The organism is Geobacillus sp. Sah69 (assembly GCF_001414205.1).
Classification (GTDB): Bacteria; Bacillota; Bacilli; order Bacillales; family Anoxybacillaceae; genus Geobacillus; species Geobacillus stearothermophilus.
In genome coordinates this window covers 1-22,949 of record NZ_LLKS01000022.1, presented here as the reverse complement: position 1 = coordinate 22,949, position 22,949 = coordinate 1, and the positions used below count along the sequence as shown (strand labels likewise).

Sequence of the window (22,949 nt, the reverse complement as noted above, 5' to 3'; positions counted from 1 at the left end):
CACGTTTCAAGGAGGTGCGAATGCGATGCATGTAAAAAAAGGTGACAAAGTGCAAGTAATCTCCGGTAAAGACAAAGGCAAACAAGGCGTCATCCTGGCGGCGTTTCCGAAGAAAAACCGCGTCATCGTTGAGGGCGTCAACATTGTGAAAAAGCATGCGAAACCGTCGCAAGCGAATCCGCAAGGCGGCATCATCGAAAAAGAGGCGCCGATCCATGTGTCGAAAGTGATGCCGTTAGATCCGAAAACAGGCGAACCGACGCGCATCGGCTACAAAATTGTCGACGGTAAAAAAGTGCGCTACGCGAAAAAATCCGGAGAGATTTTAGATAAATAATCGTGACGCAGGAAAGGAGGTACCTTTATGAACCGCCTAAAAGAGAAGTATGTAAAAGAAGTCGTTCCTGCTCTGATGAGCAAGTTCAACTATAAATCGATCATGCAAGTGCCGAAAATCGAAAAAATCGTCATCAACATGGGTGTCGGCGACGCGGTGCAAAACCCGAAAGCATTAGACAGCGCCGTTGAAGAGCTGACGTTGATCGCCGGCCAGCGTCCGGTTGTGACGCGCGCGAAAAAATCGATTGCGGGCTTCCGTCTCCGCCAAGGGATGCCGATCGGTGCAAAAGTAACGTTGCGCGGTGAACGGATGTATGAATTTCTTGATAAGTTGATCTCGGTCTCGCTCCCGCGCGTGCGCGACTTCCGCGGGGTATCGAAAAAAGCGTTCGATGGCCGCGGCAACTATACGCTCGGCATTAAAGAGCAGCTCATTTTCCCGGAGATTGACTACGATAAAGTGAACAAAGTGCGCGGCATGGATATCGTGATCGTCACAACGGCCAACACGGACGAAGAAGCGCGTGAACTGCTGGCGTTGCTGGGCATGCCATTCCAAAAATAATGATCCCATAAGGAAAGGGAGGCGAAATCGTGGCTAAAAAATCGATGATCGCGAAACAAAAACGGACGCCGAAGTTTAAAGTAAGAGCGTATACCCGCTGCGAGCGCTGCGGCCGCCCGCATTCGGTTTACCGCAAGTTTAAACTTTGCCGTATTTGTTTCCGTGAACTCGCATATAAAGGTCAACTTCCTGGCATCAAAAAAGCCAGCTGGTAATCAACCCATTGATTGGGAAGGAGGTAAAACAAAATGGTGATGACAGATCCAATTGCTGATATGCTGACCCGCATTCGGAATGCGAATATGGTTCGTCACGAAAAGCTCGAAGTCCCGGCTTCGAAAATCAAGCGGGAAATCGCCGAAATTTTAAAGCGCGAAGGGTTTATTCGTGATTATGAATATATCGAAGACAACAAACAAGGCATTCTCCGCATATTCTTGAAGTACGGCCCGAACAATGAACGCGTCATTACAGGGCTGAAACGCATCAGCAAACCCGGTTTGCGCGTATACGTCAAGGCTCATGAAGTGCCGCGCGTCTTAAACGGCTTAGGCATCGCGATTCTTTCGACATCGCAAGGCGTCTTAACGGACAAAGAAGCACGGCAAAAAGGCACGGGCGGCGAAGTAATCGCCTACGTTTGGTAATTTATTTGCTCAAGAATGGAGGTGTGTTTGACATGTCACGTGTCGGCAAAAAACCAATTGAAATTCCTGCCGGTGTCACCGTTACTGTGAACGGCAATACCGTTACGGTCAAAGGGCCGAAAGGGGAATTAACCCGCACGTTCCATCCGGATATGACGATCACCGTTGAGGGCAATGTGATCACTGTTACGCGCCCAAGCGATGAAAAACATCACCGCGCGCTCCACGGCACGACGCGCAGCTTGCTCGCCAACATGGTCGAAGGCGTTTCGAAAGGGTATGAAAAAGCGCTCGAACTCGTTGGTGTCGGGTACCGGGCGTCCAAACAAGGGAAAAAGCTTGTGTTGAGCGTCGGTTACTCCCATCCGGTAGAAATTGAGCCAGAGGAAGGGCTCGAAATCGAAGTTCCGTCCCAAACGAAAATTATCGTCAAAGGGGCAGACAAACAACGCGTCGGCGAATTGGCAGCCAACATTCGTGCTGTACGCCCGCCGGAGCCGTATAAAGGCAAAGGCATTCGCTACGAAGGCGAATTGGTGCGCCTGAAGGAAGGCAAAACTGGTAAATAACGCGGCATAGCGAAGCGAAAGGAGTGACACTCGATGATTACAAAAGTTGACCGAAACGCGGTCCGCAAAAAAAGACACGCGCGCATCCGGAAAAAAATCTTCGGCACGACTGAACGTCCGCGGTTGAGCGTGTTCCGTTCAAACAAACATATTTATGCACAAATTATTGATGATACAAAATCAGCAACGATTGTCAGCGCGTCGACATTGGATAAAGAGTTCGGCTTAGATTCGACGAACAACATTGAGGCGGCGAAAAAAGTCGGCGAACTTGTCGCCAAACGGGCGTTGGAAAAAGGCATCAAACAAGTCGTCTTCGATCGCGGCGGATATTTGTACCATGGCCGGGTGAAAGCACTAGCGGATGCCGCCCGCGAAGCCGGTCTGGAATTCTAATTACAAAGGAGGGACAACGATGCGTCGTATCAATCCAAATAAACTCGAACTCGAAGAGCGTGTAGTCGCGGTCAACCGTGTAGCAAAAGTCGTGAAAGGCGGACGTCGCCTGCGCTTTTCAGCTCTCGTCGTCGTCGGCGATAAAAACGGCCACGTCGGATTTGGCACCGGGAAAGCGCAAGAAGTTCCGGAAGCGATCCGCAAAGCCATTGAAGATGCGAAGAAAAACTTAATTGAAGTGCCGATCGTCGGCACAACGATTCCGCATGAAGTCATCGGCCACTTCGGCGCTGGGGAAATCATTTTAAAACCGGCCTCTGAAGGTACCGGGGTTATCGCCGGCGGTCCGGCCCGTGCCGTATTAGAGCTGGCGGGCATCAGCGACATTTTGTCAAAATCAATCGGCTCGAACACACCAATCAACATGGTGCGCGCCACGTTCGATGGGTTGAAACAATTAAAACGCGCCGAAGACGTAGCAAAATTGCGCGGCAAAACAGTCGAGGAACTGTTAGGATAAGGAGGGAACGATCATGGCAAAAAAACTGGCGATTACCCTCACGCGCAGCGTGATTGGCCGTCCGGAAGATCAGCGCATTACCGTCAGAACGCTCGGCTTGCGGAAAATGCATCAAACGGTCGTCCATAACGACAATCCTGCCATCCGCGGGATGATCAACAAAGTCGCTCATCTGGTCAAAGTGAAAGAAATTGAGGAATAATCGTAAGGAGGTGCTTCGCCATGAAACTTCATGAATTGCAACCAGCGCCGGGTTCCCGGAAGAAAGCGGTTCGTGTCGGCCGCGGGATCGGGTCAGGCAACGGCAAAACGTCCGGACGTGGTCAAAAAGGTCAAAATGCCCGCTCGGGTGGGGGGGTTCGCCTCGGTTTTGAGGGCGGTCAAACACCGTTGTTCCGCCGTTTGCCGAAGCGCGGCTTCACGAACATCAACCGGAAAGAATATGCAGTTGTGAACTTGGAAAAACTGAACCGTTTTGAAGACGGAACGGAAGTAACGCCGGAATTGCTCCTTGAAACGGGCGTTATTAGCAAGTTGAAATCGGGTGTGAAAATTTTAGGCAAAGGCCAAATCGAGAAAAAACTGACGGTCAAAGCACATAAATTCTCAGCATCGGCGAAAGAGGCCATTGAAGCGGCTGGCGGTAAAACTGAGGTGATTTAATGTTTCGGACAATCTCCAACTTTATGCGCGTCAGTGATATTCGAAACAAAATCATTTTCACTCTTCTTATGCTGATCGTGTTCCGCATCGGAACGTTCATCCCGGTTCCGAGCGTGAACACCGATGTGCTCAAGCTGCAAGATGAATTAAATTCGTTCGGCGTCCTGAACATTTTTGGCGGCGGGGCGCTGCGAAATTTTTCAATTTTTGCCATGGGGGTTATGCCCTACATCACCGCGTCGATTATCGTCCAGCTGCTGCAAATGGACGTTGTTCCCAAATTTACGGAGTGGTCGAAGCAAGGCGAGGTTGGCCGGCGTAAATTAGCTCAGTTTACCCGCTATTTCACGGTCGTGCTCGGGTTTATCCAAGCGCTTGGCATGTCGTACGGCTTCAACAATTTAGCTGGCGGGATGCTCATTCGAAATCCGGGCATCGGCACGTATTTGTTGATCGCGGTTGTCTTGACCGCCGGCACTGCATTTTTAATGTGGCTCGGCGAACAGATCACCGCGAAAGGCGTGGGCAATGGCATTTCGATCATTATTTTCGCCGGGATTGTCTCAGGCATTCCGACGGTCTTGAACCAAATTTACGCCCAACAGTTTGAAAATGTCGGGGAAGATGTGTTTTTGCGCATCGTCCGGCTCCTGCTTGTGGCGTTGGCGGTCGTTGCCGTCATCGTTGGTGTCATTTACATCCAGCAGGCGTTCCGGAAAATTCCGATTCAATACGCAAAGCGGCTTGAGGGCCGAAGCCCGGTGGGCGGCCACTCGACTCATGTGCCGCTCAAAGTGAACCCAGCGGGAGTCATTCCGGTCATTTTTGCTGTATCGTTTTTGATTGCACCACCGACCATTGCATCGTTTTTTGGCACGAATGATGTAACATTGTGGATTCGCCGAACGTTTGATTATACCCATCCGATTGGCATGACGATTTACGTCGTGCTTATTATCGCGTTTACGTACTTTTATGCGTTCGTCCAAGTCAACCCGGAGCAAATGGCGGAGAATTTGAAGAAGCAAGGCGGCTATATTCCAGGCATCCGTCCTGGAAAGAATACACAAGAGTATGTAACGAGAATTTTGTACCGGCTGACACTCGTCGGCTCTGTCTTTTTAGCGGTCATTGCCGTGCTGCCGGTGTTCTTCGTGAACGTTGCGAACTTGCCACCTTCTGCGAAAATTGGCGGTACGAGCTTGCTCATTGTCGTCGGCGTGGCGCTGGAGACAATGAAACAGCTTGAGAGCCAGCTGGTGAAACGCCATTACCGTGGATTCATCAAATAAAGAAGGCAAGAGCGGGCGTCCCTTGCCGATAGGGGGAGTTAGGATGAATTTAGTGCTGATGGGGCTGCCGGGTGCAGGCAAAGGCACGCAGGCCGAGAAAATCGTAGCGGCTTACGGTATTCCGCACATTTCAACGGGCGATATGTTTCGGGCGGCGATGAAGGAAGGAACGCCGCTAGGGCTTCAAGCGAAGCAATATATGGACCGCGGCGACCTTGTTCCGGATGAAGTGACGATCGGCATTGTCCGTGAACGGCTGAGCAAAGACGATTGCCAAAACGGTTTTTTGCTCGATGGATTCCCGCGCACGGTCGCTCAAGCGGAGGCGCTGGAAACGATGTTGGCCGACATTGGCCGCAAACTTGACTATGTCATCCATATCGATGTCCGCCAAGACGTTTTAATGGAGCGCTTGACCGGCAGACGGATTTGCCGCAACTGCGGAGCGACGTACCATCTTGTTTTTCATCCGCCGGCGAAACCGGGTGTTTGCGATAAGTGCGGGGGGGAATTGTACCAGCGCGCCGATGATAACGAAGCGACAGTGGCGAACCGGCTCGAAGTGAATATGAAACAAATGAAGCCGCTCGTTGACTTTTACGAACAAAAAGGCTATTTGCGCAACATTAACGGCGAACAGGACATGGAAAAGGTGTTTGCCGATATTCGTGAATTGCTCGGGGGACTTGCTCGATGATCATTTGCAAAACCGCGCACGAAATCACCCTCATGCGCGAGGCTGGAAAAATTGTTTCCGCTACGTTGGAAGAGTTGAAAAACCATATTCGCCCCGGGGTCACGACAAAGGAACTGGATGCCATCGCGGAGGAAGTGATTCGTTCCCATGGCGCCGTTCCATCGTTTAAAGGATACCAAGGGTTCCCGGGAAGCATTTGCGCTTCAGTCAATGAGGAGCTTGTGCACGGCATTCCCGGCGACCGTGTGTTATGCGAGGGCGACATTATTACGATCGATGTGGGCGCCCAGTATGAAGGGTATCACGCCGACTCCGCCTGGACGTATCCCGTTGGGGAGATCGATGCGGAGACGAAGCGGCTGCTCGACGTAACAGAACAATCGTTGTATGTCGGACTCGCCGAGGCGAAGCCAGGCGCTCGTTTGACGAACATTTCTCATGCGATTCAAACGTATGTTGAAGCGCACCATTTTTCCGTCGTTCGCGAGTATGTGGGGCATGGAATTGGTCAACACTTACATGAAGACCCGCAAGTCCCACATTATGGGCCACCGAATAAAGGGCCGATTTTGCGTCCGGGGATGACGCTATGCATCGAACCGATGGTCAATGCGGGCAGCCGCCATGTCAAAACGTTGGCTGATGACTGGACCGTCGTGACGGCGGACGGAAAACGGTGTGCCCATTTTGAACATACGATTGTGATTACGGAAAATGGCTATGAAGTTTTAACGTGAACGGATCGAGGCAGAGCCGCCTCAAGGTGCTCGGGCAGATCGGCGAACCGTTTTCAACGTTTGCAGTTGTCTAAAGCTGTTTCGCCGATTCCGCGATCAAGGCGGCCGCTTACCGACCTTCCCGTTCACTGTGGACAATTGCGCCGCCTTATGTCCGTCCGGTTTTGCGTAACACAATGTTACTCATTCGAAGGAGGGGGAGCCGCTCGATGGCAAAAGACGATGTCATTGAAGTAGAAGGCACCGTCATTGAAACATTGCCAAATGCGATGTTTCGTGTAGAATTAGAAAATGGGCATACGGTATTGGCCCATGTGTCCGGCAAAATCCGCATGCACTTCATCCGCATTTTGCCCGGCGACCGAGTGACGGTGGAATTGTCGCCCTATGATTTGACGCGTGGACGAATCACGTATCGGTATAAATAAAAGATTGCACTCCGTTTAATAAGGAGGTAAACAACATGAAAGTGAGACCATCTGTCAAACCGATTTGCGAAAAATGCAAAGTTATTCGCAGACGCGGAAAAGTCATGGTCATTTGTGAAAACCCAAAACACAAACAACGTCAAGGGTAATTTCCAAGGAGGTGTACTACGATGGCACGTATTGCAGGTGTTGACATTCCGCGCGACAAGCGCGTAGTCATTTCGTTAACATACATTTACGGGATCGGCAAACCAACGGCGCAAAAAATCTTAAAAGAAGCAGGAGTATCGGAAGACACGCGCGTCCGTGACTTAACGGAAGAAGAGCTTGGCCGCATTCGCGAAATCGTCGGCCGCTTAAAAGTGGAAGGGGATTTGCGCCGCGAAGTATCGTTAAACATTAAACGGCTGATGGAAATCGGTTGCTATCGCGGACTCCGCCATCGCCGCGGATTGCCGGTTCGCGGCCAAAACACGAAAAACAATGCCCGCACGCGCAAAGGTCCGCGCCGTACGGTAGCGAATAAGAAAAAATAATCACGCAAAGGAGGTCATTTGACGAATGGCACGCAGAACAAACACTCGCAAACGCCGGGTGAGAAAAAATATTGACACTGGCATCGCTCATATCCGTTCGACTTTCAACAACACGATCGTGACGATTAYGGGAACGCCTGCGTGAAGGTGTGCACCATCAGCCAAACGAGCGAATGCCCCCAGACCGATTGATGATCTTTATGCGAGTAGTGCCAGTCGCACCCTTGAATGGCGTGCACAGCCCGTGACGAAGGCTTTGTTTTTTGGCAAATCGTATCATCAATCGAAACAAAAAGGGGTTGATTCTTCCGTTTGGCCAGTCGTTCGACCTGGGAAAGGATCCACTCTTGAAGCTTCCCAAGCAGCCTTTCCTCGTTCCAAGGGCTTTTCGTGAAAAAGTGACKGAGCGTCGTTCGATGATTCGGATGAAAGCTCCAGTAATGAATATCAGTCAATGTTCCCGAGAATCCCTTGGTGGTCAAGGCATCGACAATATGAATGAGATGCTTGATGACCGGTTTGGAAAGCTGCAGCGTCAACCCCAGCGTGAAGAAAAACTTGTGGATTCCTTGGTGATGTGCTAATCTATTCATGAGACATGAACCTCCTTGTGGATAGTTGGTGGTACATCTATTCTAACCAAGGAATCGGGTTCATGTCTCCTTTTTTGTTTAGTTGTCAATTTATGTCAGTGAATTTGCTCATCTACAGGATGATGTATAAAATTTTGTGTAAAGCATTTTGCTAGAACAAAAGAAAAAAGGTAGGGTATTCTCTGATTGGACCAAAAATCTTAGAGAAAGGAGAACCCTACCTATGTCTAAAAGTATACCGAATGTAGACTGGGCAAATCAACTGGAAAATGCCATTCGTCAGTTTGTAAAAGAAAAATTAGAACTGATTATGCGGGAAGAAATCAAACATTTCCTTGAAATCGAACAGGCTGGAACGCCGAATATGAGAAACGGCTACTATCAGCGAAATCTAGATACGCAATATGGCCGGATTGAGGGTCTTTTGGTTCCAAGAGACCGAAACGGGGAATTTCAAACGCAGTTGTTTGCCCCTTACCAACGGCACACCGGCTGGCTTGAGGAAGCCATCATCAGGATGTATCAAAGTGGCATGAGTACGCGTGAAATTGGCAAGTTTATTGAACGAATTTTAGGCAATGCCTATTCTCCTGCAACGATCAGCCGTATTACCGATGTAGTGAAGGAAGACATCGAGAAATGGCACACTCGTCCACTGCACAAGCGTTATTCCGTCTTATATTTGGATGGTTTATACGTAAAACTTCGTCGCAAAACCGTGGAGAAAGAAGTCATTTATGTGGTGTTAGGGGTGAACGAAGAAGGATATCGCGAAATTCTTGATTTCTTTGTGGGAGGACAAGAAAGCGCCTATGTATGGCAGGAAATTCTTCAACACCTCTACCAAAGAGGCGTCAAGGAAGTGCTTCTTGGCGTCTTCGATGGCCTTCCGGGGCTGGAGGAAGCCTTTAAGTCGGTGTATCCGAAAGCCGATGTGCAGCGCTGTGTCGTGCACAAAGTCCGCAACACCCTCAGCCGTGTTCGGAAAAAAGACCAATTCGAAGTGGCCGAGGATCTCAAGCTGATTTATCGCGCGCCGAATAAGGAGATGGCGTTACAAATGTTTCAACAGTTTGAGTCGAAATGGTCCAGCAAATATCCAAGAGAAGTTCAATCTTGGGCCAATGAGTTGGATGTCCTCCTTACATTTATGGATTATCCAAGCAGTATTCGAAGTGTGATTTACACGACGAATGTCATCGAACGAACGATCAAAGAGATTCGGAAACGTCTAAAGCCGATGAACAGTTTGAGCAGTTTAGAAGCCGCGGAAAAAGTCGTGTATTTAACCATTCAAGATTTTAATGAGAAATGGGCAGGGCGAAAGTTAAGAGGATTTGCCGAAGCGCAGGAAGCCCTCGAGCGAATGTTTGAAGAACGTTATCATTAACCAAATACTGTAAATAAACAAAATAGGGGGATTCTCCCTTTCCACACAAGAGACTGAATATTCAGTCTCCTGTGTGGAGGAAACTAGTTCCCTATTCATTCCAAATCCATTTCAGAGAAACCCTACCCCATTACATTACACAAAATTCTTGACGGTACCAGTCTGTTTTTTGACAAAAGGTTGAACAAAACAAAAAATAGTTGTAATGATAGCGTTTTCGTTATAAAATAATAAATGTAAACAGAAACAAACTTCTTGACGGTACCAGTCTGTTTTTTGACAAAAGGTTGAACAAAACAAAAAATCGTTGTAATTATAGCGTTTTCGTTATAAAATAAATGTAAACAGAAACAAACATTTTATAACAAAAATGAACATTTTCGAACTGTGAAAGGAGGGAGGTGACGATGTTAAAAGAGGATAGATACCGGCTCATTTTAGATGTGATTAGTCAAAAAGATGTCGTGAAGGTTTCGGAATTGGCGGAGCGATTGAATGTCGCTGAAATGACGATTCGAAGGGATTTGAATGCTCTTGAGGAACAAGGCTTAATTGAGCGGGTTCACGGGGGTGCGAAGAAGAAAGGTACCATCCCTTATGTAGAGTTATCCCATGTTCAGAAACAAACGATCAATGTAGAGGAGAAAAAACATATTGCTCAAAAATGTGCGGAATTAATCTGCGATCATGATATTGTTTTTATTGGGCCGGGAACGACGAATGAATTAATTTATGATTATGTCAAGGCAGAAAATGTGGATGTTATCACCAACTCGATTACGGTTTTTAACCGTTTTAAGCACGATTCACGGTATGATGTGATTTTAATCGGTGGAAGATTTAGAGAAAGAACAGGAACCTTTATTGGTTATTTTGCCAATAAATTATTAAGCGAGATCAAAGTAAATAAAGCTTTTATCGGCACAAACGGAATCATTGATACAAGAGTGACTACAGCCAATGAAGAGGAAGGCAATGGACAAAGAATCATTTTAGACAATGCGGCAGAAAAATACATTTTAGCTGACCATTCTAAATTTGGGGTGGAAGCATTTTGTACCTTTTATGATGTAAAAAATGTGACAGCGATTATCACAGACACGAAAATTAGTCCCCAAATAGAAGAGTACTATAAGAAATGGACCAAAATTATTAAATAGAAAGTAAGGGAGGATCCCAACATGAAGATTGCGATAGGTGCAGATTCCGCCGGTTTTGAATTAAAAGAACATTTGAAAAAGTATTTAAGTCTCAAAGGTCATAAAGTGATAGATAAAACGCCGGAAAATGATTTGGATTTTTTTGAATCGACTACTCGTGTAGCCAAAGCGATTTTAGCTAATGAGGCTGACAGAGGAATTGCGATTGACGAATATGGAGCTGGGTCATTTATGACGGCTTGCAAGTATAAAGGCATTATTTGTGCTGAAGTCTCGGATGAACATTCTGCCAAGATGACAAGGGAGCATAATAACGCCTCGATGATTACTATGGGGTCTGGTATTGTGGGAAAACGGTTGGCTGAATCGATCGTCGATGCCTTCATCAAAGGGGAATACTCCGGTGGCAGACATCAAATTCGCGTGGATATGCTAAATAAAATGGCATAAATGGGGGGATTTCGGTGAAAATTTCGATAGGTTGCGATCATATTGTCACAGAAATTAAAGATCATTTAGTTGAGTATCTAAAAGAGAAAGGCTATGAAGTGATTGATAATGGTACTTATGATAAAGTGAGAACTCATTATCCGATTTATGGCAAAAAAACAGCCGAGAAAGTTGTAAATGGCGAAGCGGATTTAGGCATTGTTATTTGCGGTACCGGTGTTGGCATTACGACGAGCGCTAATAAAGTAAAAGGCATACGAGCCGCATTGGTTCGAGATGTAGCCACAGCCAAATATGCGAGAGAACAATTGAATGCCAATGTCATTGGAATGGGGGGACGAATTACAGGCATCGGGTTGATGGAAAATATTATCGACGTCTTTCTTGAAACAGAGTATAAAGAAACAGAAAAAAATAAGAAATGGATAGAAAAAATCGATGGATTGATTGAGGAGGACTCATCGATCGGGGATGAACACTTTTTTGATGAATTCTTAGAAAAATGGGAAAAAGGCGAGTACCCGAATGAATAATGAAAAACAAGAAGGTGGCAATCATTATGTTCAATTGTTTAGTCAACACAAAAGACATGTTATTAAAAGCTCAAAAAGAGGGTTATGCGGTTCCTGCATTTAATATTCACAACTTGGAAACGATTCAAGTGGTCGTCGAAACAGCATCTGAATTAAGATCGCCGGTGATTTTAGCTGCCACACCGGGCACATTTAAGTATGCGGGCCGAGATTACATCCAAGCCATTGCCGAAACGGCCGCCAAAAAATACTCGATTCCGATTGCACTTCATCTTGACCATCATGAAAACATCGAAGATATTAAGGAATCGATTGAATTGGGTACTAAATCTGTCATGATCGATGGTTCTCATCTCCCCTTTGAAGAAAATATTCAGGTAGTCAAACAAGTGGTGGAGTTGGCTCATTCTAATGGAGCAACCGTTGAAGCGGAACTCGGAAGATTGGGCGGACAAGAAGATGATCTAGTGGTAGATGATGCTGATTCTTATTATACGGACCCGCAAGCCGCCAAAGAATTCGTGGAAAGAACGGGTGTTGATTCTTTAGCGGTTGCGATTGGAACAGCTCATGGTCTTTACAAGTCCGCCCCTAAATTAGATTTTAATCGATTACGAGAAATTCGTGAAGTGGTAAGTGTGCCTCTTGTTTTGCACGGGGCATCTGGCATCCCATTCGAGGATGTTCGAAAATGTATTGAATTAGGATGCTGTAAAGTCAACATCGCCACTGAATTGAAAATTTCTTTTTCCAATGCGTTAAGACAATATTTAATCGATCATCCTAATGCAAATGATCCAAGAAAATATATGGAACCGGCCAAGCAAGCTATGAAACAAGTGGTTAAAGAAAAAATCGAAATGTGCATGAGTGTCAATCGTTATTGAAAAAGGTGAGATGGATGATTTTGACGATCACATTAAATCCGGCTATTGACATGAGCTATCATCTTTCTTCCTTTCATATCAACGAAGTGAACCGATGCAATCGTGTGATCAAAACCGCTGGTGGAAAAGGGTTAAACGTTTCCCGGGTTATCCGTTGCACAAATGAAAGTCTTTGTGCAACGGGATTTCTCGGTGGAACAAACGGACAGTTTATAAGAAACGAGCTTGATTCCATCCAAATTCCACATCGGTTTGTTGATATTAAGGGAAACACAAGAAACTGCATAGCTCTTCTCCATGATGGACAACAAACAGAAATTTTAGAAGAAGGACCGGCGATATCAGAAGAAGAAGCAAAAAAATTTATTGAGAATTATCAAGACCTCATCAACGGTGCCGATGTCATTACAGCTTCGGGAAGTTTGCCAAAAGGGTTAAAACCGTCTTTTTATCGAACATTGATTGAGATTGCGAATAAAAAAGGAAAAAAATTTATTTTGGATACAAGTGGAGAAGCTTTGAGAGAAGGAATAAAGGCGAAGCCATATTTAGTTAAACCGAATCTCGATGAATTATCCCAACTATGCAATCGAAAAGTGACAACGGATGAAGAAGTCATCGAAGCCATCCAAAATTCTTTATTGGAATATGAAATCGAATATATTGTCGTTTCATTAGGACAAAGAGGATCGATTGCCTATCATCAAGGAGTTTTTTACAAAATTACACCACCTAAGGTCCAAGCGGTCAATCCGGTTGGATCAGGGGATTCTATGGTCGCTGGATTCGCTGTCGCCCTTCAGAGAAATTATAGTCCTGAACAAGTATTGGTCTATGGCAATGCTTTCGGAACGTTAAATGCTATCGAAGAAAAGACGGGGTTTATTGATACCAATCAAATTGACTATATTATCAATCAAATGATAGTAGATAGAATTTATTCCTTAAGTGGAAAATCAATAAGGTAATTGAAAGTTGGATGTATTGTAATATCGAGGAGGTGATAGAAGGATGAAAGTAATTAGTGAATTATTAAATAAAGAATTAATCTTCTTTGAAAACGCTGAGAGCAAGGAGGAAATATTAAGAAAAATTGGTCGTAAGTTGTTGGAAAATGGTTTAGTTAAAGAAGGGTTCATTGAATCTATTGTGGAGAGAGAAGAAAAATATCCTACCGGAATAGACTTAAGTGTGGTTGGAGAAAATCTTCCTAACGTGGCAATCCCACACTCAGAACCTGAATACAGTAACTGCAAAAAACTTGTTGTTGTAAAATTAGAGAAAGATATAAAATTCAAAAGCTTGGTATGTAAAACAAATGAAAAAAAGAAATGAAGAATACAAAAATGCAGTGCAAAACAAATCCAGTGAAAAACAGGTAGTTTGAGAGAAAACAAGTCACTGATAGTTTTAATTATAAGGGACATCAGACAAAAAATCAATTCATGCGGTGAGACATCTTTTGGTCATGCTGTTCAGTGAAGTTATATAACATTCGTTTGGTATTGTTTGTGATCAATGAAAATCAGTAAGTAAGCCATTAACTGACCAAAGTGTTTCTATAGAATTTAGAAACATTAGGATGCTTTGAAATGAGAAAGTCAAAAAAATTAGGGAGAATTTTTAAAAGAGCACCTAAAAAATATCGTTATCCTTTCGGAATTTCTGTATGGGTTATAAGAAAGCGCTTAAGCCGTTTTGTATCCGTTGAACTGAACTCCTCCCACTTTCACTTTATTTGGAGTTTCAAGGAATCGCAGATATCGGGTATTGTGCATCCAAAAAGATGGCTTACTATGGGTTTAAGCTTCATCTCCAGATCACTGACCAAGCGCTTCCGATGGGATATGTCGTCACCGAAGCATCCTGTCACGACCGGACAGCTGCGGAAACCGTGATGGCCCAACTTCCTCATCCGTATACACTTGGTGACAAAGGATATGTGAGCCAAGACTTGCAAAAGAAGCTGTATGATGAATACATGATCGCTTTTTGGACGCCCGTTCGGAAAAACCAGAAAATCCATCAATCGAAAGCATGGAAACGATGGATGAAACGAAAGCGCAAAGTCATTGAAACCGTGTTTTCAGTTCTCATTGATCAGTACCGGATCACAGAGATTCGAGCCAACTCTGTTTCTGGATTTGAATCAGCTTTGGATAGCATTTTACTAGCTTATTCACTCGTAATTCTTGGGCTAGTTGAGCGTTAAAGTTCAACTAGCACCACGGGTATAATAATAGGCAATTATATAAGCAGTTGTTACCATAATTTTCCGTTCCAAACGTGATTTTTGCGGTGAATTGTTTGAATTTTATTATAGTTTTTCTTTTCAGCTTCTGTTACATTATTAAATTTCAAATTTTACATTAAATACAAAAAATAGCAAACATGTTTTAGAAAGGAGAAACAACATGAATAAAACGGAAGTGAATTTAGTAGGCTTTGAAATTGTTTCCTACGCCGGTGAAGCAAGATCAAAGCTACTCAACGCAATCAACGAAGCAAGAAATGGCAACTTCGATGTATCTGATCAGTTAATCGAAGAAGCAAGAGAGAGCTTAAATAAAGCTCATAATGCTCAAACGAAAGTCTTATCAGCTGAAGCTAGTGGCGAAGATTTAGAATTAGGTTTCATCATGGTCCATGGACAAGATCATTTAATGACGACATTGTTGTTAAGTGATATTGTTCAGCATTTAATAAATATTTACCGAAAAGATCACAATTCATAAAAATCATGAAAAGGAATGGGAAAAAATGAATGGCTTAGTTGCACAAATCGAAAAAATGAAACCCTTTTTTGAAAAAATTTCTCGAAACGTCTATTTGAGAGCTGTAAAAGACGGTTTCATCGCATCCATGCCTGTTGTCTTATTTTCCAGTATTTTTATGTTAGTGGCTTTCGTACCAAATGTTTTCGGATTCTACTGGCCTGAACACATCGAAGCAATTCTGTTAAAAGCCTACAATTATTCAATGGGAATTTTGGCCGTATTGGTAACTGCCACAACGGCAAAATATTTAACCGACTCATTTAACCGGGATTTACCGAGTAACAACCAAATCAACAATATTTCTACGATGTTAGCTTCCATTGTTGGTTTCTTGCTCGTTTCCGCAGATGCCATTGAAGGCGGTTTTTCCAGTGGCTATATGGGATCTGCTGGATTACTTACAGCTTTCATTTCGGCATTTGTCGTTGGTAATATTTATAAAGTTTGTGTGAAAAACGATGTAACGATCAAATTACCGGAACAAGTACCACCAAATATCGCCCAAACATTCAAGGACTTAATTCCATTTGCCTTATCTACATTATTTTTCTGGCTATTTGATTTGGTGTTTAGAAACTTAACCGGGATGAACTTTGCAGAAGGAGTTATTAAGTTTTTCCAACCCTTGTTCTCAGCTGCTGATGGATATTTAGGACTGGCGCTCATTTACGGAGCCATGGCCTTCTTCTGGTTTATCGGTATTCACGGTCCTTCCATTGTTGAACCTGCTGTTACTGCAATTTACTATGTGAATATCGAAGCAAACTTGAAATTATTCCAGGCTGGTGAACACGCTTCACACGTTTTAGCTCCTGGATTACAATATTTCGTCGCCACTTTAGGTGGAACCGGTGCAACATTAATCATTACATTAATGTTTGCATTCTTAGCCAAATCAGAACAAAACCGGGCAATCGGTAAAGCAGCAACGATTCCTGTACTTTTCGGTGTTAACGAACCGATCTTATTCGGTGCACCGTTAGTCTTAAACCCGGTATTCTTTGTACCATTTATCCTGGCACCAATTGCAAACGTATGGCTCTTCAAATTTTTCGTTGATGTTTTAAATATGAATGGATTCATTTACGTATTACCGTGGACAACACCCGGTCCGTTAGGATTAGTAATGGGTACCGGTTTTGCAGGATTATCCTTTGTGTTAGCAATCCTGTTACTGGTTGTTGACTTCCTCATCTACTATCCATTCTTTAAAGCTTACGATAATGAAATCTATCAAAAAGAACTGGAAACTGCAGAATCAGATGAAGAAGAAGTTACGGCTGAAGTAGATACAGCGCTTGATGAAGTTGTCGCTGCACAAAAGAAAGATGTGAAAAACGTCCTTGTCTTATGTGCCGGTGGTGGAACTAGTGGTTTACTCGCCAATGCATTAAAAAAAGCCGCTGCAGAATATAATGTTCCGATTATTGCAGGAGCAGGTGCATACGGTTCTCACAATGATATTTTGAAAGACTTTGATTTAGTCATTCTCGCACCACAAGTTGCTTCCAACTACGAAGTGATCAAGAAAGATACGGATCGTTTAGGAATTAAACTCGTATCGACCAGTGGTCAAGAATATATCGAATTGACAAACAATCCGAAGAAAGCGATTGACTTTGTATTAAAACAATTTAACAACTAATAAAATTGATTAATAAATTAGGAGGATTTTAGAATGGAGCATCTCAAGAAAAAACCTTTCCCGAAAGATTTCTTATGGGGGGCTGCATCGGCAGCCTACCAGATAGAAGGGGCCTGGAATGAGGATGGAAAAGGACCGTCCATCTGGGATACATTTTCTCAGACCCCTGGAAATACTTACAAAAACACAACCGGTAATATAGCGATTGACCACTATCATCGCTATAAAGAAGACGTAAAATTAATGGCCGAATTAGGTCTTAAAGCATACCGTTTCTCTGTTTCCTGGCCACGTATTTATCCTAAAGGATATGGCGAGGTAAATGAAAAAGGACTGGAATTTTACGATCGTTTAATCGACGAATTACTCAAATACAATATCGAACCAGTATTAACGATTTATCACTGGGATTTACCGCAAGCTCTACAAGATGAATATGGCGGTTGGGAATCGAGAAGAATCATCGAAGACTTTAAAAACTATGCGATTACATTATTTAAACGGTACGGAGACCGTGTAAAATACTGGGTAACATTAAATGAACAAAATATTTTTATCGGGCATGGCTATGAATCTGCTCTCCACCCTCCTAAAGTACAAGATAGAAAAAGAATGTATAATGCAAACCATATTGCCAATCTCGCCAATGCGGCTGTCATAAACGAATTCCGCAAATATGTTCCAGATGGAAAAATTGGACCGAGCTTTGCCTATATGCCGTACTACCCTGTAGATACGAAACCAGAAAATGTACTGGCAGCAGACGATGCGAATGACTTCCACAATTACTTCTGGATGGATGTATACGTACATGGCAGATATCCGAAAAGAGCATGGCGTTATTTAGAGGAAAATGGTTTGACACCGGATATCCAGGAAGGCGACTTCGAGCTCCTTGCCAAAGGAAAACCTGATTTTATGGGTATCAACTACTATCAAACAGCAACCGTTGCTTACAATCCCCTCGACGGTGTGCAAATGAACTATGCAATTAACAATACCGGTGAAAAAGGAACGACACCGGAAAAAGGAATTCCGGGACTTTATCGGATTGTCGATAATCCATTCACCGATAAAACTGATTGGGACTGGACGATCGATCCGACCGGTTTACGAATTGCCATCACAAGAATCACCAGTCGCTACAACTTACCTGTATTAATTACAGAAAATGGTCTCGGAGCATTTGATACTGTGGAAAACGGCAGAATCCACGATGATTATCGAATTAACTATTTAAGAGATCATATTAACGCGATTCGGGATGCAATTTCCGATGGTTCAGACGTGATCGGCTATACTGTATGGTCATTCTCAGACGTATTAAGCTGGTTAAACGGGTATCAAAAACGTTACGGTTTCGTATATATCGATCGTGATGTGGACGATAACGCATCTATGGAACGGATTAAGAAAGACAGCTTCTTCTGGTATCAGAAAGTCATCGAAACGAATGGTGAAGAGCTCTAATAAATAAAAAAACTTTCGGGAATGTTCATGTACGTATATATGCAAGCAGCATTCCCGGAAGGACCTCCAATTTGGACAAAATCACTCACTCAACCCTTGAAGAATCGTAACAAATAGCTTATGTCGAATGAAGTATTTTAGATAGATAGAATTGTTAAGGTAAGACCCGCCACCATACGAAAAGTTTATCAAAAACTCTTATCTTATGGTGTGCGGGTCTATTTTTATCATGGAACAAAAATACAAAGAAAGCGAATGATGTTTTCATGAAATTAATCGCCATTGATATGGACGGCACATTGTTATCGAGCGATGGTTCGATCAGCGATGAAAATCTACAGGCAATCCTGGAAGTGAAGAAGCAGGGCCATCATATTGCGATTTGTTCTGGAAGGTATCATGATGATATTTTGCATATTTTAAAGCCATATAAGCTTCATTTACCAATTATCAGCGGGAATGGTTCAAGCATTTACGATAACGGCTTTTTAAAACAATTGTTTTTAGACAAGCAAACGGTCCTGGAAATAATTAACGCCCTCCGTCAATATGAGATACCCGTTGAACTTTATACCGATCAAGGTATATTCATGGAAAAAGATACAAAGAGTTTTCTATACAACGAGATTGACGAATTGGCAAAATCATCTCCTGCTATTGATAAAGACTACTACAGACATCATGCGGATATCGTATTCAGCCAAAACAATATGATATTTGTACGTGATGTCGAAGAACTTGATCTATTAAACTTAAACGTTACAAAAATTAGCGGAAATACATTTAATCAGGAAAAACTATCGCTCTTGGAAAAACAAACGATGGCACGGAACGATGTATCCATTAGTTCTGGTGGACCACCTTCCATTGAATTTACCCATAAAGATGCGAATAAAGGGTTCGGCCTACGTTACTTGGCCAGTCACTTACAAATCCCTATGGAAAATACGGTCGCGATTGGAGACCAAATCAATGATATTCCGATGTTAAAAGCAGCAGGTATTAGCATTGCAATGGAGAATGCCGATGATGTCGTAAAAAGTCATGCAATGTTTACAACCGATCACCATGATCAACATGGAGTGGCAAATGCTCTAAGGAAACACGTATTAAAGACACATGAATAGTTTCCTCACTAAATGACTTAAGGCGGAAAAACCTTATGTTTCTCCGCCTTTTTTTCATCTTTTCACTTATTTCCCCTTAAAATCTGGCTTTCTTTTTTCGAAAAATGCCCGCACGCCTTCCTTATTATCTTCTGTCTGTAAAAGCAAGGCTTGCATCGTTACTTCTTGCATGAAATTCGTATCGTGGGTGAACTCATGGGCATGATTCAACATATATTTAACAAAACGCTGAACAAGTGGCGGTCCCTCCACAATAAACTTGGCAAAACGACTCGCCTCCTCCAGTAAATCTCCTTCAGCAATTCGATTGACGAGTCCTTTTCGATAGGCTTCTTCAGCTGTAATACGACTTCCAGATAGAAGCCACTCCTTTGCCAGCGGTAGCGGTACGTTTTTCGCTAAATTTTTCATCAACCCTAAATCGGGAATCAGTCCCACCTTCGCGAAACTCGCGGTAAAAATCGCATCCTTATCGCAAACGATAAAATCGCTCGCTAATGCCAAACTGAAACCAGCGCCAGCAGCATACCCGTGAACTGCACTAATCACCAACTTATCTAACTCAACAATCGTCTGCTCAAGTCTTGTTGCCTCTTTCATCCAGTTGATGATTGATCCAATATCGGACATTTTCTGAAAAGCCGAAAGATCTCCGCCGGAACAGAACGATTTCCCCGCTCCGGAGAGGATAATAACTTTCACTTCATCATCGGCTTCCGCCTTCTTCAATTCGCGAATTAATGCCTGGACCAGATCTGCGGATAAAGCATTTAATTTTTCCGGTTGGTTCATCGTCAAATATGCGATGTGCTTGTCCTTGCGTACGAATACAAGCTCTCCCATTCCATCACCCCTCTGTCTATTTCGGCGGCATGCGAATTGCCCCGTCAAGACGAATCGTTTCCCCATTTAACATTGGATTTTCCACGATCGCACAAACCAGCCTGGCAAATTCTTCTGGATGTCCCAGTCTAGGGGAAAAGGGCGTCATCTTTGCCAGTGCTTCCTGCGCCTTTTCCGGTAAACCGGCAAAAAGCGGTGTTTTAAATACCCCCGGAGCTGTTTGTGGCAATCTATTAATGTAGTGTATGGCAATTAATTTATGTAGGCCCCAGCGGCCATACATAAATAAAAAAACCACTTGCCAACATTCCCTAAATACCATACCCTCCTAGTTGGGCAACTTGTTCAACGGGAGGTAATGAAGGAGATGTTAGCAGTGGCTGAAATAGATTATATCAGATATGAGGCGAATCAAAAAGGGCGTTCATACTCAGATATTACCAAAAGAACGAATCATGATCCTAGAACGATTAAGAAGTATGCAGAGATGGAGGACTTTAGCCCAACGAAAAGAAAACAAATCCGGAAAGCTAGAGTAATGGATCCAGTGAAACCTATCTTAGATAAGTGGATTCAAGAGGACTTAACGAAAAAGAAAAAGTTTAGAAGAACTGCAAAAAGAATGTATGAAATGTTAAAAGAACAATTTGATTTCAAAGGGTCAGATCGTTCCGTTCGACTTTATGTAGCTAAACGGAAAAAAGAGTTACAAGAACAGAGTGAATCAGCGGCTCTTCCTTTAGAAGCCAAGCCGGCGACAGCACAAGTAGATTTTGGAGAAGCCCCTTTCGTCTACAAAGGGGAACGTGTCATTCTTCCTTTTTTAGCTCTTTCGTTTCCGTACAGCAATGGCTTTTATTTTCAAGTCATGCCTTCTCAAAACAGAGAATGCTTTTTGGAAGGATTAAAACGAATGTTTCATTACATGGGCAGAGTACCGAAGGTGATCCGTTTCGACAATTTATCACCTGCGGTGAAAAAGATCCTGCCTAATGGAGAAAGAGAACTGACAGAGGAATTTCAACGGTTTGTTTTACATTACGGGTTTGAATGTGAATTTTGTAATCCAGCAAGTGGAAATGAAAAAGGGCACGTGGAAGCAAAAGTGAAGTACATTCGGAATAACTTTCTTCTTCCAGAATTAACGATATATGATTTGGAGTCCTTTAATGACTCCTTATGGGAAAAGTGTGAAAGAGACTGGCAGAGGCCCCATTATCAAAAAGGAAAAACGATTGCCGAATTGTTTGAGGAAGAGAAGGAATGCTTTCTACAGTTGCCGGCAAAAGAATACGAATGTGTTCGGTATGAACAAGTTAGGGCGGATAAATATGGCTACATCCGGGTAGAGAATAAACTTTATTCCACTTCTCCCCGTTTTGCCAAACAAATGGTTTTGGCAAAAATCTCATATCAAGAGATTGAGATTTTGACAGAGGACTATGAACTCATAGTGAAACATGAGCGTTTGTATGGAACGCAACAAAAATCGATGAAATGGCAACCTTACCTTATCCTGATGGCTAAAAGGCCAAATGCATTAAAGTATACGGATTTTTACGAGAAAATGCCTTCAGAATGGCAAGATTATTTTTCACATTGTACCATTCAGGAAAAACAAAAAACGTTACAATTACTGGCCGTTTTACTAAAAGAGCACGATTTTGAAATTTCAACGCAAGCTTTACGGCTCGCTTCGCAATATGGGCATCCGAGTGTAGATTCCATTAAGCAAGTATTCTATCAGTTAATCAATGGAAGAGGGATAAGGGAACCCATCCAGCCAAAAATAAGCGTTCCCACTATGCCTGAAGCCTCTAGAGGACTTAGTCATTATGATCGATTTTTCGAGTCCACCGGAGGTGAAAGATAAGTGGAAATGCAAATTAAAGTTATTTTTTATGGTGGAGTCGGAACGGGAAAAACGTTCCTTTCCATGTAAACTAGCACATTATTTCAGAATCCCTTTTTCAAATTATTTCAGGCGGATTCGGAAATAATGTGCAAAATTTTTGCGGATTGTTCCGGATTTTGCACATTCTTTCGGAACGTTTGCACGCTCTTTCAGATGAAGATTTCCAGCGCGCCTGATGGACCTATGGAAAAGAGAAAGCACAAAAGAGGCCGATTCGGCCCCTTTCGTGCTAATACCCCATTTCCTCTGCGGCCATGCGCACCATTTCTTCGTCAATGGCGTCCTTTTTCAGCTGATACCCGTATAACAGGCACGTCGTGGCCAACGTGTTGATCACCCGAGGCCATCCCCGCGACTGCAGGGCAATCGCCTCTAACGCCGATGGGGTGAAGATCGGATGCTTCGCCCCGGCCTGTTTCATCCGATGTTCGATGTAGCCCGCCACCTCTTCCTTCTCCAGCGGCCCCATCCGGTATCGCATGATGATCCGYTGGTCGAGAGGGCGGTGCTGATTGAGCCGCAGCTTCCCCTGTAAATGGGGCAGCCCGGCCAAAATCAAGACAAATGGGTTGGTCGAATCCATCTCAAAGTTGAACAAGATCGCGATGTCCTGTAAAAATGCATCCTTCGCTAAATGCATCTCATCCAAAATGAACACCGGCGTGATCCGCCGTTCATGATACAATCGCTCGATCGCCTGCTGGATTTGGCGGAAGAGGTCTACCTTGCGGTACTTCGGTTCCTCTCCTAATCCCAAGGCCAGTCCACGG

Annotated in this window: 29 protein-coding genes and 4 pseudogenes; 29 read left to right on the top strand and 4 right to left on the bottom strand. The window is 43.8% G+C overall.

Going from position 1 to position 22,949, the window contains the following annotated elements:
- Nucleotides 1–25 precede the first annotated feature (25 nt).
- From rplX to AP057_RS16005, 16 genes and pseudogenes are all read left to right on the top strand, one after another.
- Entirely contained in the window at nt 26–337 is a 312-nt protein-coding gene (gene rplX / locus AP057_RS03990; protein ID WP_011229631.1) for a 50S ribosomal protein L24, read from the top strand.
- 27 nt (nt 338–364) lie between these two features.
- On the top strand, nt 365–904 hold the full coding sequence (gene rplE / locus AP057_RS03985) for a 50S ribosomal protein L5 (protein WP_033008675.1): 540 nt from the start codon (nt 365–367) through the stop codon (nt 902–904).
- Between the two features lie 29 nt (nt 905–933).
- Complete coding sequence (locus AP057_RS03980; RefSeq protein ID WP_003247599.1) at nt 934–1,119, top strand: type Z 30S ribosomal protein S14; 186 nt, start codon at nt 934–936, stop codon at nt 1,117–1,119.
- A 33-nt stretch (nt 1,120–1,152) separates the two neighbouring features.
- Entirely contained in the window at nt 1,153–1,551 is a 399-nt protein-coding gene (gene rpsH, locus AP057_RS03975) for a 30S ribosomal protein S8 (protein WP_033008676.1), read from the top strand.
- A gap of 32 nt (nt 1,552–1,583) precedes the next feature.
- Nucleotides 1,584–2,120, top strand: a complete 537-nt coding sequence (rplF, locus tag AP057_RS03970) for a 50S ribosomal protein L6 (protein ID WP_011229634.1) — start codon at nt 1,584–1,586, stop codon at nt 2,118–2,120.
- Nucleotides 2,121–2,153: 33 nt separating this feature from the next.
- Nucleotides 2,154–2,516, top strand: a complete 363-nt coding sequence (gene rplR, locus AP057_RS03965; RefSeq protein WP_033008681.1) for a 50S ribosomal protein L18 — start codon at nt 2,154–2,156, stop codon at nt 2,514–2,516.
- Nucleotides 2,517–2,535: 19 nt separating this feature from the next.
- Nucleotides 2,536–3,036: a 30S ribosomal protein S5 gene (gene rpsE, locus AP057_RS03960; protein WP_033017242.1), complete on the top strand. Its 501-nt coding sequence runs from the start codon at nt 2,536–2,538 to the stop codon at nt 3,034–3,036.
- 13 nt (nt 3,037–3,049) lie between these two features.
- The gene (gene rpmD, locus AP057_RS03955; protein WP_033008683.1) at nt 3,050–3,238 is read left to right on the top strand and encodes a 50S ribosomal protein L30; all 189 of its coding nucleotides are present in this window, start codon (nt 3,050–3,052) and stop codon (nt 3,236–3,238) included.
- A gap of 20 nt (nt 3,239–3,258) precedes the next feature.
- Nucleotides 3,259–3,699 (top strand): 50S ribosomal protein L15, encoded by a 441-nt coding sequence (gene rplO / locus AP057_RS03950; RefSeq protein WP_011229638.1) that lies wholly within the window; start codon nt 3,259–3,261, stop codon nt 3,697–3,699.
- Nucleotides 3,699–4,991 carry a preprotein translocase subunit SecY gene (gene secY, locus AP057_RS03945; RefSeq protein WP_055358129.1) on the top strand — a complete coding sequence of 431 codons (1,293 nt, stop codon included), beginning with the start codon at nt 3,699–3,701 and terminating at the stop codon, nt 4,989–4,991. The genes rplO and secY overlap by 1 nt, the downstream gene beginning before the upstream one ends.
- A gap of 43 nt (nt 4,992–5,034) precedes the next feature.
- Nucleotides 5,035–5,688: an adenylate kinase gene (locus AP057_RS03940; RefSeq protein WP_049624206.1), complete on the top strand. Its 654-nt coding sequence runs from the start codon at nt 5,035–5,037 to the stop codon at nt 5,686–5,688.
- Complete coding sequence (gene map / locus AP057_RS03935; protein WP_055358128.1) at nt 5,685–6,425, top strand: type I methionyl aminopeptidase; 741 nt, start codon at nt 5,685–5,687, stop codon at nt 6,423–6,425. The genes AP057_RS03940 and map overlap by 4 nt, the downstream gene beginning before the upstream one ends.
- 209 nt (nt 6,426–6,634) lie before the next feature.
- Nucleotides 6,635–6,853 carry a translation initiation factor IF-1 gene (infA, locus tag AP057_RS03930; protein WP_011229642.1) on the top strand — a complete coding sequence of 73 codons (219 nt, stop codon included), beginning with the start codon at nt 6,635–6,637 and terminating at the stop codon, nt 6,851–6,853.
- Nucleotides 6,854–6,888: 35 nt separating this feature from the next.
- Complete coding sequence (gene rpmJ, locus AP057_RS03925) at nt 6,889–7,002, top strand: 50S ribosomal protein L36 (protein ID WP_003247619.1); 114 nt, start codon at nt 6,889–6,891, stop codon at nt 7,000–7,002.
- A gap of 21 nt (nt 7,003–7,023) precedes the next feature.
- Nucleotides 7,024–7,389, top strand: a complete 366-nt coding sequence (gene rpsM, locus AP057_RS03920; RefSeq protein ID WP_008881920.1) for a 30S ribosomal protein S13 — start codon at nt 7,024–7,026, stop codon at nt 7,387–7,389.
- A 25-nt stretch (nt 7,390–7,414) separates the two neighbouring features.
- Nucleotides 7,415–7,525: pseudogene (locus AP057_RS16005) on the top strand (30S ribosomal protein S11); the annotation flags it as partial.
- Here AP057_RS16005 and AP057_RS03915 read toward each other — a convergent pair.
- Nucleotides 7,521–7,982: pseudogene (locus tag AP057_RS03915) on the bottom strand (IS701 family transposase); the annotation flags it as partial. The pseudogenes AP057_RS16005 and AP057_RS03915 sit on opposite strands and share 5 nt — an antisense overlap.
- A 223-nt stretch (nt 7,983–8,205) precedes the next feature.
- Here AP057_RS03915 and AP057_RS03910 point away from each other — a divergent pair.
- The 12 genes and pseudogenes from AP057_RS03910 to AP057_RS03855 all read left to right on the top strand — a co-directional run bounded on the left by AP057_RS03910 (nt 8,206) and on the right by AP057_RS03855 (nt 19,421).
- Entirely contained in the window at nt 8,206–9,372 is a 1,167-nt protein-coding gene (locus AP057_RS03910) for an IS256 family transposase (protein ID WP_055358127.1), read from the top strand.
- A 407-nt stretch (nt 9,373–9,779) separates the two neighbouring features.
- A complete protein-coding gene (locus tag AP057_RS03905; RefSeq protein ID WP_049626027.1) occupies nt 9,780–10,532 on the top strand; it encodes a DeoR/GlpR family DNA-binding transcription regulator in 753 nt (250 codons plus the stop codon).
- A gap of 21 nt (nt 10,533–10,553) precedes the next feature.
- Nucleotides 10,554–10,982 (top strand): galactose-6-phosphate isomerase subunit LacA, encoded by a 429-nt coding sequence (gene lacA, locus AP057_RS03900; protein ID WP_049624216.1) that lies wholly within the window; start codon nt 10,554–10,556, stop codon nt 10,980–10,982.
- A 14-nt stretch (nt 10,983–10,996) separates the two neighbouring features.
- Complete coding sequence (gene lacB / locus AP057_RS03895; protein WP_049624217.1) at nt 10,997–11,515, top strand: galactose-6-phosphate isomerase subunit LacB; 519 nt, start codon at nt 10,997–10,999, stop codon at nt 11,513–11,515.
- A 26-nt stretch (nt 11,516–11,541) separates the two neighbouring features.
- A complete protein-coding gene (locus tag AP057_RS03890; RefSeq protein ID WP_049624227.1) occupies nt 11,542–12,402 on the top strand; it encodes a tagatose bisphosphate family class II aldolase in 861 nt (286 codons plus the stop codon).
- A gap of 14 nt (nt 12,403–12,416) precedes the next feature.
- Nucleotides 12,417–13,370 (top strand): 1-phosphofructokinase, encoded by a 954-nt coding sequence (gene pfkB, locus AP057_RS03885; protein WP_049624218.1) that lies wholly within the window; start codon nt 12,417–12,419, stop codon nt 13,368–13,370.
- Nucleotides 13,371–13,413: 43 nt separating this feature from the next.
- Nucleotides 13,414–13,737, top strand: a complete 324-nt coding sequence (locus tag AP057_RS03880; RefSeq protein WP_081106630.1) for a PTS sugar transporter subunit IIA — start codon at nt 13,414–13,416, stop codon at nt 13,735–13,737.
- 409 nt (nt 13,738–14,146) lie between these two features.
- Nucleotides 14,147–14,614, top strand: a pseudogene (locus AP057_RS03875) (IS982 family transposase); the annotation flags it as partial.
- Nucleotides 14,615–14,816: 202 nt separating this feature from the next.
- Nucleotides 14,817–15,137, top strand: coding sequence for a PTS lactose/cellobiose transporter subunit IIA (locus AP057_RS03870; RefSeq protein ID WP_049624219.1), 321 nt, complete (start codon nt 14,817–14,819; stop codon nt 15,135–15,137).
- Between the two features lie 25 nt (nt 15,138–15,162).
- On the top strand, nt 15,163–16,824 hold the full coding sequence (locus AP057_RS03865; protein ID WP_055358126.1) for a lactose-specific PTS transporter subunit EIIC: 1,662 nt from the start codon (nt 15,163–15,165) through the stop codon (nt 16,822–16,824).
- Nucleotides 16,825–16,857: 33 nt separating this feature from the next.
- Nucleotides 16,858–18,294 carry a glycoside hydrolase family 1 protein gene (locus AP057_RS03860; RefSeq protein ID WP_049624221.1) on the top strand — a complete coding sequence of 479 codons (1,437 nt, stop codon included), beginning with the start codon at nt 16,858–16,860 and terminating at the stop codon, nt 18,292–18,294.
- A 266-nt stretch (nt 18,295–18,560) separates the two neighbouring features.
- On the top strand, nt 18,561–19,421 hold the full coding sequence (locus tag AP057_RS03855; protein ID WP_049624222.1) for a Cof-type HAD-IIB family hydrolase: 861 nt from the start codon (nt 18,561–18,563) through the stop codon (nt 19,419–19,421).
- Nucleotides 19,422–19,487: 66 nt separating this feature from the next.
- On the opposite strand, the gene AP057_RS03850 is transcribed toward AP057_RS03855, so the two are convergent.
- Complete coding sequence (locus AP057_RS03850) at nt 19,488–20,264, bottom strand: enoyl-CoA hydratase/isomerase family protein (RefSeq protein WP_055358125.1); 777 nt, start codon at nt 20,262–20,264, stop codon at nt 19,488–19,490.
- A 16-nt stretch (nt 20,265–20,280) separates the two neighbouring features.
- Nucleotides 20,281–20,496: pseudogene (locus tag AP057_RS03845) on the bottom strand (3-hydroxyacyl-CoA dehydrogenase); the annotation flags it as partial.
- 135 nt (nt 20,497–20,631) lie between these two features.
- On the opposite strand from AP057_RS03845, the gene istA reads away from it, so the two are divergent.
- The gene (gene istA / locus AP057_RS03840; RefSeq protein WP_055358124.1) at nt 20,632–22,137 is read left to right on the top strand and encodes an IS21 family transposase; all 1,506 of its coding nucleotides are present in this window, start codon (nt 20,632–20,634) and stop codon (nt 22,135–22,137) included.
- Between the two features lie 271 nt (nt 22,138–22,408).
- Here the strand turns inward: istA and AP057_RS03835 are convergent.
- A partial coding sequence (locus tag AP057_RS03835; RefSeq protein WP_055358123.1) for an ExeA family protein occupies nt 22,409–22,949 on the bottom strand: 541 nt, incomplete at its 5' end.